The sequence below is a fragment of the Streptomyces sp. NPDC088194 genome (assembly GCF_040702025.1).
Classification (GTDB): domain Bacteria; phylum Actinomycetota; class Actinomycetes; order Streptomycetales; family Streptomycetaceae; genus Actinacidiphila.
In genome coordinates this window covers 1-13361 of sequence record NZ_JBFBIV010000148.1, presented here as the reverse complement: position 1 = coordinate 13361, position 13361 = coordinate 1, and the positions used below count along the sequence as shown (strand labels likewise).

The following is a 13361-nucleotide window of genomic DNA, read 5'->3' as shown; positions in this document are numbered from 1 at the left end:
GCACCCCCCCCCCCCCCGGGCCCCCGTGGGGGGCCCGGGGCCGTCCCGCCCCCCCCGGGCCCGCCGCGGCCTGCCGGACACCGCCTCGACACCCCCCGTCCCCGGCCGTGACGTCGGCCGGTCGGCAATCGTGCTGCGACGGAGATCCACCACGGCGGCTCACCACGGCTACCCTTGACAGGTGACCGACGCCAGAGAGACCGCAATCCAGGAATCATCGGCGCCGGTCCCGCTGCTGGACCCGCGCGAGGGAATCCCGCCGGTGACCGCCAGCCCGGAGGCCCTCGCAGAAGTCGTCGCGGCGTTCGCCGCAGGTTCCGGTCCGGTCGCCGTCGATGCCGAGCGCGCCTCCGGCTACCGGTACGGACAGCGGGCCTATCTGGTCCAGCTGCGCCGCACCGGGGCAGGGACCGCGCTGATCGACCCCGTCGGATGTCCCGACCTCTCGTCCTTGGGCGAGGCGCTGGACGGCACCGAATGGGTCCTGCACGCCGCCACCCAGGACCTCCCGTGCCTGTTCGAGCTGGGCATGCGGCCGAGCTCCCTGTTCGACACCGAACTGGCCGGACGGCTGGCCGGGTTCGCCCGGGTCGGCCTGGGCGCCATGGTGGAGAACGTACTGGGCTTCACGCTGGAGAAGGGCCACTCCGCGGTCGACTGGTCCACCCGGCCGCTGCCGGAGCCGTGGCTTCGGTACGCGGCACTCGACGTGGAGCTGCTGGTCGACCTGCGCGACGCCCTGGAGGAGGAGCTGCGCGGCCAGGGCAAGCTCGACTGGGCGCTCCAGGAGTTCTCCGCGATCGCCGCGGCCCCGCCGCCGCCTCCCCGGGTCGATCCCTGGCGCCGTACCTCCGGCATGCACAAGGTGCGCCGCCGCCGGCAGATCGGCATCGTGCGCGAGCTGTGGCAGGCGCGGGACCGTACCGCCCGCGAGCGGGACGTCTCCCCCGGGCGGGTGCTCACCGACGCGGCGATCGTCGCCGCCGCCCTGGAGACGCCGCCGAACGTCCACGCGCTCGCCGCGCTGCCCGGTTTCGGCCATCGGATGGGCCGCCGCCAGCTCGAGCAGTGGCAGGCCGCGATCGACCGCGCCCGGGCCCTGCCGGAGCGCGAACTCCCGCAGCCCACGGCCGCGTACACCGGCCCCCCGCCGCCGCGCGCCTGGGCCGACAAGGACCCGGCGGCCGCCGCCCGGCTCTCCGCGGCCCGCGCCGCGGTCTCCGCGCTCGCCGAGGAGCTGAACCTCCCCCAGGAGAACCTGGTCACGCCGGACACCGTCCGCCGGATCTGCTGGGCGCCGCCGTCCTCGATCACCCCCGAGGCCGTCGCGGACGCCCTCGCCTCCCTCGGCGCCCGGCCCTGGCAGGTCGCCCTCAACACGCCCCTGCTCACCCAGGCGCTCACCACCCAGCCGCCCGCCCCGGCCGCCGAATAGCCCTCGGCACGACCTCCGAGTAACCCTCAGTAACACCCGAACCGCCGTCCACCGGACGGCTCTTCGGTGTGACCTGCGCCGCATGCCGGGGTAGGAGTAGGCACATGGGTTACCCATGAGTAGCATTGGGTGCGTCAGACGCGTCCACTCCTCGGAGTACGTCCACCCGCACGGTCACCATCCACCCGGGTTCGCCGGTGAGCGAGCCAAAGGGCGCGCCGGTGTCGAAAGTGGAGGAGCGACAAGCGAGGAACGAGCGCGGGAGCGACGACCGTCGACACCGGGTCGAAGCGCCCGGAGGCGAGCGAACACAATCAAAGGGAGCATCGTGCCTCGTACCGCGAGGGAGGTCGTCTTCGTCGACGGCGTCCGCACCCCGTTCGGCAAGGCGGGCCCGAAGGGTATCTACCACGAGACCCGCGCCGACGACCTGGTGATCAAGTCCATCCGCGAGCTGCTGCGGCGCAACCCCGGCCTCGACCCGGCGAAGGTCGACGAGGTCGCCGTCGCGGCCACCACCCAGATCGGCGACCAGGGGCTGACCCTCGGCCGTACCGCCGGCATCCTCGCCGGACTGCCCACCACCGTGCCCGGCTTCTCGATCGACCGCATGTGCGCGGGTGCCATGACCGCGGTGACCACCACCGCCGGCGGCATCGCCTTCGGCGCGTACGACGTGGTGCTGGCCGGCGGCGTGGAGCACATGGGCCGGCACCCGATGGGCGAGGGCGTGGACCCCAACCCGCGGTTCGTCTCCGAGAAGCTGGTCGACGAGTCCGCGATGTTCATGGGCATGACCGCGGAGAACCTGCACGACCGGTTCCCGCAGCTCACCAAGGAACGCGCCGACGAGTACGCCGTCCGCAGCCAGGAGAAGGCCGCGAAGGCGTACGCGAACGGGAAGATCCAGCAGGACCTGGTGCCGATCGCGATCCGCCGCACCGACCCGGAGGTCGGCGAGACCGGCTGGGGGCTGGCCACCGCCGACGAGCCGATGCGGCCGGGCACCACCCGGGAGCAGCTCGCCGGGCTGAAGACGCCGTTCCGGCCGCACGGCCGGGTCACCGCGGGCAACGCCGCCGGGCTCAACGACGGCGCCACCGCTTCCCTGCTCGCCGCCGAGGACGTGGCCCGCGAGCTGGACCTGCCGGTGAAGATGCGCCTGGTGTCGTACGCCTTCGCGGGCGTGGAGCCGGAGGTGATGGGCATCGGCCCGATCCCGGCCACCGAGAAGGCGCTCGCCAAGGCGGGGTTGGGCATCGACGACATCGGCCTGTTCGAGGTGAACGAGGCGTTCGCGGTGCAGGTGCTGTCCCTGCTGGACCACTACGGCATCGCCGACGACGACCCGCGGGTCAACCAGTACGGCGGCGCCATCGCCTACGGCCACCCGCTGGCCGCCTCCGGGGTGCGGCTGATGACCCAGCTCGCCCGGCAGTTCGAGGACCAGCCGCAGGTGCGCTACGGCATCACCACCATGTGTGTCGGCTTCGGCATGGGCGGCACGGTCATCTGGGAGAACCCGAACTTCGACGGGAGCGGCAAGTGAGTTCCACCGCAGATCTGCTGAAGGGCGCGGCCGAGCTGTTCCCCGGCGAGGTCGTCACCGACGCCCAGGTGCGCCACATCGACCTGCCGGGGGCGGGCCGGTTCGCGCTGATCACCCTCGACAACGGCTTCGACCACACCAAGCCGACCACGCTCGGCCCGCAGTCGCTGGCGAACCTCGACGCCGCCCTCGACCAGGTCGAGAAGGAGGCCGCGGACGGCGAGATCGTCGGCGTCGGCGTCACCGGCAAGCCGTTCATCTTCGCGGTCGGCGCCGACCTCAAGGGCGTGGAGCTGCTGCGGCGGCACGAGGACGCGCTGGCCATCGGCCGCGGCGGCCACGACGTCTTCAAGCGGTTGCAGTCGCTGGCGGTGCCGACCTTCGCGTACTACAACGGCGCCGCGATGGGCGGCGGCGTCGAGATCGGCCTGCACTGCTCCTACCGCACGGTCTCCGCGTCGGTGCCCGCGTTCTCGCTGCCCGAGGTCTTCCTCGGCCTGGTACCCGGCTGGGGCGGCTGCACCCTGCTGCCGAACCTGATCGGCGCCGACCGCGCGGTGACCGTCATCATCGAGAACTCGCTCAACCAGAACCGCCAGCTCAAGGGCGCCCAGGTGCACGAACTCGGCATCGCCGACGCGCTGTTCGAGGCCGCGGACTTCCTGGAGCAGTCGCTGGCCTGGACCGCGGCGGTGCTCAAGGGCGAGCTGGAGGTGGTCCGCACCGAGGTCGACCGCGGCGAGGCGTGGGACCAGGCGGTGGCCCTCGGCCGGTTCATCGCGGACGGCAAGGTGCACGGCGCCGCGCCTGCCGCGTACCGGGCGCTGGACATCATCGCCGCGGCGAAAAACGGCGACCTGCGCAAGGGCTTCGAGGCCGAGGACACCGCGCTCGCCGACCTGATCATGGGCGGCGAACTGCGGGCCGGCATCTACGCCTTCAACCTGGTGCAGAAGCGCGGCAAGCGCCCGGTCGGCGCCCCCGACAAGTCGCTGGCCCGCCCGGTGACCAAGGTCGGCGTGGTCGGCGCGGGCCTGATGGCCTCCCAGCTCGCCCTGCTCTTCGTCCGCCGTCTCGAAGTGCCGGTCGTGCTGACCGACATCGACCAGGCGCGGATCGACAAGGGCGTGGGGTACGTCCACGGCGAGGTCGACAAGCTGCTCGGCAAGGGCCGGATCGGCCAGGACCAGGCGAACCGGCTGAAGGCACTGGTCACCGGCCACCTCGACAAGGCGACCGCGTTCGGCGACGCGGACTTCGTGATCGAGGCCGTCTTCGAGGAGATGGGCGTCAAGCAGCAGGTCTTCGCCGAACTGGAGGCCGTGGTCCGGCCGGACGCGATCCTGGCGACCAACACCTCGTCGCTGTCGGTCTCGGAGATGGCCGCGAAGCTGGAGCACCCGGAGCGGGTGGTCGGCTTCCACTTCTTCAACCCGGTCGCGGTGCTGCCGCTGCTGGAGATCGTCCGGGGCGAGGGCACCGACGACGCGTCGCTGGCCACCGCCTTCGCGGTGGCGAAGAAGCTGAAGAAGACCGCGGTGCTGGTCAAGGACGCGCCCGCGTTCGTGGTCAACCGCATCCTGACCCGCTTCATGGGCGAGATCCAGAACATCATCGACGAGGGCACCCCGGTGGCGGTCGCGGAGAAGGCGATCGAGCCGCTCGGGCTGCCGATGTCGCCGCTGGTGCTGCTGGAGCTGGTCGGCCCGGCGATCGGCCTGCACGTCTCCGAGACGCTGCACGGCGCCTTCCCGGACCGCTTCACGGTCTCGGAGAACCTCGCGGCCGTGGTCAAGGCCGGCAAGCGCGGCTTCTACGTCTACGACTCGGGCGCGCCCGAGCTGGACCCGGAGGTCGCGGCGCTGCTGAAGCAGGGCGACTCCGTGCTCAGCGAGGAGCAGGTGCGCGCGCGGGTGCTGGACGCGGTCGCGCAGGAGATCGGGCTGATGCTGGCGGACGGTGTCGTGGCCGAGGCGCAGGATGTCGACCTCTGCCTGATCACGGGCGCCGGCTGGCCCTTCCACCTCGGCGGGATCACCCCCTACCTCGACCGCGAGGGCGTCTCCGAGCGGGTGAACGGCAAGCCGTTCCTCGCCCCCGGCGTCGCGAGCGTCCCCGCGTAGCAGACCCCCATGACGAACGTGCCCGGCCTCCTCGACGGAGGACCGGGCACGTTCGTTGCCACGGCGCGGGCCGAGGCCGTCGGGAAGCCGGGGGGCGCGGCACCCTGACCGGCCGCACACCCCGACCAGCCGCGGACGCGGGCTCGTCCCGCACGCGCACCTCACCGCGCGCGGCCGGACGCGCTCAGGACGTGAGCAGTGCCACCGTCAAGTCGCGGACCAGCGCCTTGCGTTCGTACTCGTCGAGCTGGCCGAGACCGCGCTCGGAGATCCCGCGCAGCGTCTCCCCCACCGCGCCTAGCACGTCGTCGAGCGCGGCCTTGCGGCGCTTCGCGTCGACCGCCGCGACCCGGGCCCGCCGCATCGCGGCGGCCAGTTCGGGCGCGTAGTCGATCCGGACCGGGGTGGCCGAGAAGACCTCGACGCCCACCGCGCGGACCTCGGCGGCGATCAGCCGGGTCAGGTCGTCGGCGACGCGCTCGCACTCCCGCAGCGTGGGGCGCTCGCCGCGGAAGTCGTCCACCGGGTACCGGGCGGCGACACGGGCGACGGCGGCCTCGACCGCCTCGCGCAGGAACCGGCCGTGGTCGCGGACCGCGTAGACGGCTCTCGCGGTGTCCCGCACCCGCCACACCAGCAGCAGTTCGACCCGCAGCGGGGTGCCGTGGGCGTCCACGGCGTCGATCGGGCGGCTGCGCCAGTGCCGCAGCGTCACATCGACATGGCGGCGGTGCAGCAGCGGGCTGATCCACAGCAGCCCGGTGCCGCGTACGGTCCCCCGGTACGACCCGCAGCGGCTGAGCACGCGGACGCTGCCGGGGCGGCCACGGGCCAGCCCGGACAGCGCCAGCAGCACGACGGCGGCGAGCGGGACCAGGCCCGCCCACAGCGGCCCGCCGGCCCCGGTGCGGGGCGAGCGCGGCAGCAACGGCCCGTCGAGCCAGGAGGGCAGGGCGCCGGCCCGCCACAGCAGCGCGGCCGCGGCGCAGGCGGCGGCGAGTGCGGTGAGGACCGCGACCCAGCCGGGCAGGCACGGCCCGGGCCGCTCCACGAAGGTGTCCGGGAGCGCGCGGCAGGCGTGCTCGCCGCCGCCCGGCGCCTCTCGGTCCGGCTCGGTCTCGCGGGCCTGCCAGGGCACGGTGCCGGCGGGCAGCGCCATCGTCGGGGCGGTGTCCGAGGTCCGGGCGGTGCCCGCGGTCGGGGTACGGGGCCGGGCCCGCGGGGGCGGCGGCGGGTCGCTCGGTCCGGGGGCGGGGAAAGCGCTCGGCGCGGTCACGTGAACAGTCGCCTCCAGGTCTCGGGGCCGGGTCGGCCGTCCGCGTCACGCCTCGACCAGCCCAGGGCGCGCTGGAACGCCTCCACATTGCGCCGGTCGGCCTCGGACCAGGTACGGCTGGGGCCGACCCGGTAGTGCGTGCCGAAGCCCTTGGCGACCAGGCGGGTGCCCAGGGCCAGCACGTCGGCGCTGCTGCGGCCGGGACGGAAGGCGCCCTGGCCCGGGTAGTGCGGCGCCGACACCGGGCCGGGGCCGGGCAGCGACGCCGGGCCGGGGTCGGGCGCTCCGCCGCCGACGGCATGCGCGGTGGTCGTCCCGGCCGTGGTGGCGCCGGTCGTGGTCACGGACCCGGGCGTCCCAGCCGAGGAGCCCACAACAGGCGCCGCCGTAGCCGCCGTAGTCACAGACCCGGCCGTCCCAGCCGAGGCGCCCACAACAGGCACCGCCGCCGTAGCCGCCGTAGTCACAGACCCGGCCGTCCCAGCCGAGGCGCCCACAACAGGCACCGCCGCCGTAGTCGCCGTAGTCACAGACCCGGCCGTCCCAGCCGAGGAGCCCACAACAGGCACCGCCGCCGTAGTCGCCGTAGTCACGGACCCGGCCGTCCCAGCCGAGGCGCCCACAACAGGCACCGTCACCGTAGTCGCGGCCGTCACAGACCCGGGCGTCCCAGCCGAGGCGGTCACGGACCCGGGGGTCCCGGGGGCGGTCGTCGTGGTCGCGGCCTGCGTGCCGGTCGGCGCCGTCGTGCCCGTCGGCGCCTTCTTCGCGGGGGTGCCGCCGATGTCCTTGCCGCGGTGGTCGGTGAGGTACTTCCACGTGGTGGGTCCCGGCAGGCCGTCCGCGTCCGCGCCGGTCCAGCCCTGGGCTCGCTGGAAGGCCGCGGTGGCCCGGGCGTCGGCCTGTCCCCACTTCGGCCCGGGGCCCACCCGGTAGTAGCCGCGTGCGCCGCGGCCGACGAGCATCCTGCCCAGCCGGGTGACGGACGCGTTGTTCGCCCCGGGGCCGAACGCCCCGCGCCCCGGGAAGGCGGCGCCGGACCCCGGCGGCTCGCTCTTGGCGGCCAGGTACTTGTCCCGGTAGGGCACGTACTTCGCGGAGTTCGACCAGTACGCGTACGGGATGCTCCGCACCCGGGTGCCGGGCATCGTCTGTTCGTACCCGGTGTACTCGGTGCGGGCGTCGTCGACCCAGCCGCCGAAGAGCACGACATGCGAACCCTTGACCGGGTCGGCCGCGTTGTCGAAGAGCAGGACGTCGCCGGGCCGGAGCTGGGTCTTGGTGATCCGCACCGCGTAACGGGCGAGGTCGCCGGTCCAGGCGTTGGTGTTCAGACCCCAGGCCATCGACACGAAGCCCGAGCAGTCCTGCCGGTAGCCGTCCTTCCAGTACGACGTCATGCTGTACGGCACCTTCGCGGACACCCAGGTCTCGGCCCGCTCCAGGATCTGCGCGCGGGTGAGCGCCATGGGCCCAGCGGCGACGGCACTCGCCGTGGCGGCGGTGCTCGTCGCGGCGGCGGCTCTCGCCGTGGCGGTCGCGGCGGGGGCCGCGCATACGGTGGCGCCGCCCAGCGCGGTGCCGACTGCTGCGGCCGCGACGACCGCCCGCGCCGCGCTCCCGACGGGGGCGGCGCTGTCACGGGCCGCCGAAGCGGCCAGTCTGCGGCGCGCGCAGTCCTCGCAGCCGCAGCTCGGCAGGGGCTCGACGTCCTCGAAGACCGGTATGGACACGCGCACCACTCCTCCACGATCAGGCGTCACATGCCTACATGCCTTCATTACCCGATTTCGCCTGAAAGTTGGCAAAGCGGGAAAGCTGTTTGACCGAAGGTGTGAATCGTCGTGATCGCGGGGAGCTCCCCACCGGAGCCGAACTCACCGGAAAGCGCGGGAGAACACCGGGCGACCGCGGGGAAACGACACGAGCCGCCGGGCGTTGGACGCCGGGCGGCTCGTGTCGGGCGGTGCGCGGGTGCGGGTCGCGCCGGACGGCGCGGTGCCCGACGGAGCGTCAGCTCAGGGTCGGTGAGGCGCTCGGGGTGGCCTGCACGGCGATCACGCGCTTGGTCTCCTTGTTCACCATGGAGCGCAGCTTGTCCGGGGTGAGCGAGGTACGCACGTTCTTGACCTGCTTGCCGTTGATCTCCAGCGCGGGCAGCTGGCCGAGACCGGAGCGGGCGAAGTCGGCCTGCGACTTGATCACCCAGCCCTTGTGGTCACCCTGCTCGATGCACGGCTCGAAGTTGGCCATCTTGATCTTCTTGGCCTTGTGGGCGAGCGTCTTGATCAGCTTCTCGTTGCCGAGGTCGTGGCTGTGCGGGTCCGGCTGGTGGTCCCAGATCTCCTGCACGAACTGCGTGAAGCGGCCCTGGTCCTGCGCGCAGGCGGCCGCGTTGGCGGCGTACTGCGAGCTCTTGCCGCCGTACGTCGCGTCCGAGGAGGTGACGAGCTGGTAGTGGATCTGGACCTGGCCGGTGGTGAGCATCTGGCGCAGGACCGCTTCGTACTCCTCGGCGAACGCCTTGGAGTCGGGGCTGCGCAGGTCCTCGTAGATGGTGACGGTGACCGGGATGGCCGGGCGCACCGCCACCTGGAGGTTGGGGCCGCTGCTGGCGCTGGGGCTCGGGCTCGCGGTGCTGCTCAGGCTCACCGGGCCGGTCGGCACCACCGCGGGCCCGACCGCGCCGGTCGGGGCCGACACCTTGTCGTCCTTGGAGGCGCGCACGTGCGCGCCGATCAGCGCGGAGCCGCCGAAGACCACCACCACCGCCATGATGCCGACCGCATAGGGCCGCACCTTGGCGAGCGGACCCTTCCGCTTCTTCTTCGCCGGCGCCGCCGCACCGCCGCTTTTGCCGGGTCCCTTGGACTCCGTCATGACTACGCCACCTCGATCGTCCCGCACTGCTCTCGCGCATTTCTACCACCGGTCCGGCCCACCCCGGAAAACGGGTGGCCCGGCGGTCGGTTGCCCCGACGGCCGGGGGCTCCGGCGGTCGGCGGCGCGGACTCGGGTCGGTCGGCACGGCGGGCCCGGGGCGGTCAGTCGCGCCGGGCGAGCCTGCTGTGGCTGCGGCCGTACCCGAAGTAGATCGCGAAGCCGACCAGCATCCAGCCGGCGAACCTCAGCCAGGTCTCCACGCTGAGGTTGATCATCAGCCACAGCGACGCGCACACCGACAGCACCGGCAGCACCGGCACCCAGGGGGCCCGGAAGGCGCGCGGCAGGTCAGGACGGGTGTGCCGCAGCACGATCACGCCGATGGCGACGACGATGAACGCGAAGAGCGTGCCGATGTTCACCATCTCCTCCAGTTGCCCGACGGTGAAGAGCCCGGCGATCAGCGCGACGATCACGCCGAGCAGCACCGTGGTGCGGTACGGGGTGCCGAACCGCGGGTGGACCCGGGAGAATGCGCGCGGCAGCAGGCCGTCCCGGCTCATCGCGAAGAACACCCGGGTCTGGCCCAGCAACAGGATCATCACCACCGAGGTCAGGCCGACCGCGGCGCCGAAGCTGATCAGGCCGGACCAGAAGGGCGCCCCGACCGCCTTGAACGCGCTGGCCAGCGGAGCGCTGGTGTCCAGTTCCGAGTACTTCTGCATGCCGGTGACCACCAGCGACACCGCGACGTAGAGCACGGTGCACACCACCAGCGAGCCGAAGATGCCGCGCGGCATGTCCCGCTGCGGGTGGCGGGTCTCCTCGGCGGCGGTGGCCACGATGTCGAAGCCGATGAAGGCGAAGAAGACCACCGCGGCGCCGGAGAAGATCCCCATCACGCCGAAGGACGACGGGGTGAAGCCGAACATGACCTGCACCAGCGGCGCGTGCAGGTCCGAGCCGCCGCTGGTGTTCGGCTTGGACGGCGGCAGGAACGGCGAGTAGTTGCTGCCGGTGATGAAGAACAGCCCGGCGAAGATCACCAGCAGCACCACGGTCACCTTGACCGCGACCACCAGGCCGGTGACCCGCGCCGACAGCTTCATGCCGGCCATCACGATGGCGGTGAGCACCAGCACCAGGCCCGCCGCGAGGATGTCGAAGCCGTAGTGGCCGCTGGAGTGGCTGAGCTGCTGCGGCACGGTGATGCCCACGTTCGACAGCAGGTTCCGCACGTATCCCGACCAGCCGCCGGCCACCACGCCCGCGCCGAGCGCCAGTTCCAGCACCAGGTCCCAGCCGATGATCCAGGCCGGCAGCTCCCCGATCGAGGCGTAGCTGAAGGTGTACGCGGACCCGGCCACCGGCACGGTGGAGGCGAACTCGGCGTAGCAGAGGGCGGCGAGGCCGCAGACCACCGCGGAGGCGATGAAGGCGAGGGCGATGGCCGGGCCGGCGTACTGCTTGGCGACCGAGCCGGTCACCACGAAGATGCCGGTGCCGACGATGACGCCGACCCCGTAGACGATCAGGTCGAGCGCCGACAGCTCCTTTCGCAGTCCGTGCTCGGGGTCCTCGGTGTCCGCGATGGACTCCTCGATCGTCTTGGCACGGAACACCCCTTGCCGCCGCGTCGTCGCCTCACGCGTGCCGGAGTCCACGAGCGCACCTCCATCGGATCGTCGCACCGCCCCGGTCGGTCCCGAGGCGGTGCTCGTTACTCCACTCCGGTGGATCGCCTCACCCGTAAAGGCGCGCCTAAGCGTCCCTCCACGGTGCAGGGGGTCCACCCCTGCGGGTGAACCCCCTGCATGTGTCGCGGTGCGCCCGCGCGGCGGCTCGCGCCCCGGCCCGGCCGGTGTACGGCGGCCCGGGGGCCGGCTTACGGGCCCGGGCCGGCGTACGGCCGCGGGCGGTCAGTCCTGGCTGACCTCGTCGGCCGCGTCGGCCGTGGCGACCGCGCCCGCGCTGTCCGCCTCGTCGGCGAACCGTCCGTCGATGGTGGCGACCACCCCGGTGACCTGGCGGGCGATGTCCGGCGCGGTGAGCCCGATGGCGGCCAGCACGTCCTTGCGGGAGCCGTGCGCCAGGAACTGCGGCGGAATGCCGAAGTCCCGCAGCGGCACGTCCACTTCGGCGTCGCGCAGCGCCTGGGCGACGGCCGAGCCGACGCCGCCGACCCGGCCGTTGTCCTCCACGGTGACGACCACCCGGTGCCGGGCGGCCAGCGCCGGCAGCTCGGGGTCGACCGGCTTGACCCAGCGCGGGTCGACCACGGTCGTCGTGATGCCCTGCGCGTCCAGCAGCGAGGCGATCTCCAGGCACATCGGGGCGAGCGCGCCGACCGAGACCAGCAGCACGTCCGGGCGCTTGGTCCCCTCGGCGGGGGCGCGCAGCAGGTCCATCCCGCCGATCCGGCCGACCGCGGCGACCGCGGGGCCGACCGCGCCCTTGGAGTAGCGCACCACGGTCGGCGCGTCGTCCACCTCGACCGCCTCGCGCAACTGCGCGCGGACCTGGTCGGCGTCGCGCGGCGCGGCGATCCGCAGGCCGGGCACCACCTGGAGGATGGACATGTCCCACATGCCGTTGTGCGAGGCGCCGTCGCTGCCGGTGACGCCGGCCCGGTCCAGCACGAAGGTGACGCCGCACTTGTGCAGCGCGACGTCCATCAGCACCTGGTCGAAGGCGCGGTTGAGGAAGGTGGCGTAGACCGCGAAGACCGGGTGCAGGCCGCCGGTGGCCAGGCCGGCCGCGGAGGTCGCGGCGTGCTGCTCGGCGATGCCGACGTCGTAGACCCGCTCGGGGAACGCCTTGGCGAACTTCGTCAGGCCCACCGGGTGCAGCATCGCCGCGGTGATCGCGACGATGTCCTCGCGCTCCTTGCCCAGTTCGAGCATCTCGTCGCCGAAGACCGAGGTCCAGTCGGCGCCGCCGGCCGCGACCGGCAGCCCGGTGTCGGGGTGGATCGGGCCGATGCCGTGGAAGCGGTCGGTCTCGTCGCGCTCGGCCGGGGTGTAGCCGCGGCCCTTCTCGGTGATGCAGTGCACGATGACCGGGCCGCGGAAGCGCTTGGCGCGCTGGAGCGCGGACTCCACCGCGTCGATGTCGTGGCCGTCGATCGGGCCGAGGTACTTCAGGCCCAGGTCCTCGAACATGCCCTGCGGGGTGACGAAGTCCTTCAGGCCCTTCTTCGCGCCGTGCAGCGTCTCGTAGAGCGGCTTGCCGATCAGCGGGGTGCGCTCCAGCACCTCCTTGGTGCGGGCGAGGAACTGCTCGTACCCGTCGGTGGTGCGCAGGGTGGCGAGGTGGTTGGCCAGGCCGCCGATGGTCGGCGAGTACGACCACTCGTTGTCGTTGACCACGATGACCAGCGGGCGGTGCTTGGCGGCGGCGATGTTGTTCAGCGCCTCCCAGGCCATGCCGCCGGTGAGCGCGCCGTCACCGATCACGGCGACCACCCGGTCGTCGCGGTCGAGCAGTTCGTTGGCCTTCGCGAGGCCGTCGGCCCAGCCGAGCACGGTGGAGGCGTGGCTGTTCTCGATCACGTCGTGCTCGGACTCGGCGCGCGAGGGGTACCCGGACAGGCCGCCGGTGCTCTTGAGCTTCGCGAAGTCCTGACGGCCGGTGAGCAGCTTGTGCACGTACGCCTGGTGGCCGGTGTCGAAGAGGACGCGGTCGGCGGGCGAGTGGAAGACCCGGTGCAGCGCGATGGTCAGCTCGACCACGCCGAGGTTCGGGCCGAGGTGGCCGCCGGTCTTGGAGACCGCGTCGACGAGGAAGTCCCTGATCTCCTCGGCGAGTTCCACCAGTTGCTGCGGGCTGAGCCGGTCGAGGTCGCGGGGTCCGTTGATACGGGTCAGCAGTGCCACCCGTGCCTCCTCTTCCTAGCGCGCACTTGTCCGTCGCGGCGGGCCGATCTGGCCATTCAGCGAGTCTAATGTTCCGGATACCGGAGCGTCCGCCGACCCGTGCGAGATATGTCACCGGCTGTGTTCCGGCCGGTACCCGCGCGGGCGCGCCCGTACGGCCGTACGACCGCCACACGGCCGTACGACGCAGCGCCGGGTGCGCCCGGACCGTGGTCCGGGC

Annotated in this window: 8 protein-coding genes; 3 read left to right on the top strand and 5 right to left on the bottom strand. The window is 72.8% G+C overall.

Annotation, left to right across the window (positions count from 1 at the left end):
• The first annotated feature begins 181 nt into the window (after window positions 1-181).
• The 3 genes from AB0399_RS38460 (at window position 182) to AB0399_RS38450 (ending at window position 5107) form a co-directional block, all read left to right on the top strand.
• Entirely contained in the window at window positions 182-1435 is a 1254-nt protein-coding gene (locus AB0399_RS38460) for a ribonuclease D (protein WP_366414445.1), read from the top strand.
• 328 nt (window positions 1436-1763) lie between these two features.
• A complete protein-coding gene (locus tag AB0399_RS38455; protein WP_329363840.1) occupies window positions 1764-2984 on the top strand; it encodes an acetyl-CoA C-acyltransferase in 1221 nt (406 codons plus the stop codon).
• On the top strand, window positions 2981-5107 hold the full coding sequence (locus AB0399_RS38450) for a 3-hydroxyacyl-CoA dehydrogenase NAD-binding domain-containing protein (protein WP_366414444.1): 2127 nt from the start codon (window positions 2981-2983) through the stop codon (window positions 5105-5107). Before AB0399_RS38455 ends, AB0399_RS38450 begins: the two co-directional genes overlap by 4 nt.
• Window positions 5108-5291: 184 nt before the next feature.
• On the opposite strand, the gene AB0399_RS38445 is transcribed toward AB0399_RS38450, so the two are convergent.
• From AB0399_RS38445 to dxs, 5 genes are all read right to left on the bottom strand, one after another.
• Window positions 5292-6383 carry an SPFH domain-containing protein gene (locus AB0399_RS38445; protein WP_366414443.1) on the bottom strand — a complete coding sequence of 364 codons (1092 nt, stop codon included), beginning with the start codon at window positions 6381-6383 and terminating at the stop codon, window positions 5292-5294.
• Window positions 6380-8116: a peptidoglycan-binding protein gene (locus AB0399_RS38440; RefSeq protein ID WP_366414442.1), complete on the bottom strand. Its 1737-nt coding sequence runs from the start codon at window positions 8114-8116 to the stop codon at window positions 6380-6382. The genes AB0399_RS38445 and AB0399_RS38440 overlap by 4 nt, the downstream gene beginning before the upstream one ends.
• 280 nt (window positions 8117-8396) lie before the next feature.
• Window positions 8397-9263 carry a thioredoxin domain-containing protein gene (locus AB0399_RS38435; protein ID WP_328470448.1) on the bottom strand — a complete coding sequence of 289 codons (867 nt, stop codon included), beginning with the start codon at window positions 9261-9263 and terminating at the stop codon, window positions 8397-8399.
• 164 nt (window positions 9264-9427) lie between these two features.
• The gene (locus AB0399_RS38430) at window positions 9428-10930 is read right to left on the bottom strand and encodes an amino acid permease (protein WP_366414441.1); all 1503 of its coding nucleotides are present in this window, start codon (window positions 10928-10930) and stop codon (window positions 9428-9430) included.
• A gap of 255 nt (window positions 10931-11185) precedes the next feature.
• Window positions 11186-13141, bottom strand: a complete 1956-nt coding sequence (gene dxs, locus AB0399_RS38425; protein ID WP_329363849.1) for a 1-deoxy-D-xylulose-5-phosphate synthase — start codon at window positions 13139-13141, stop codon at window positions 11186-11188.
• Window positions 13142-13361: the final 220 nt, after the last annotated feature.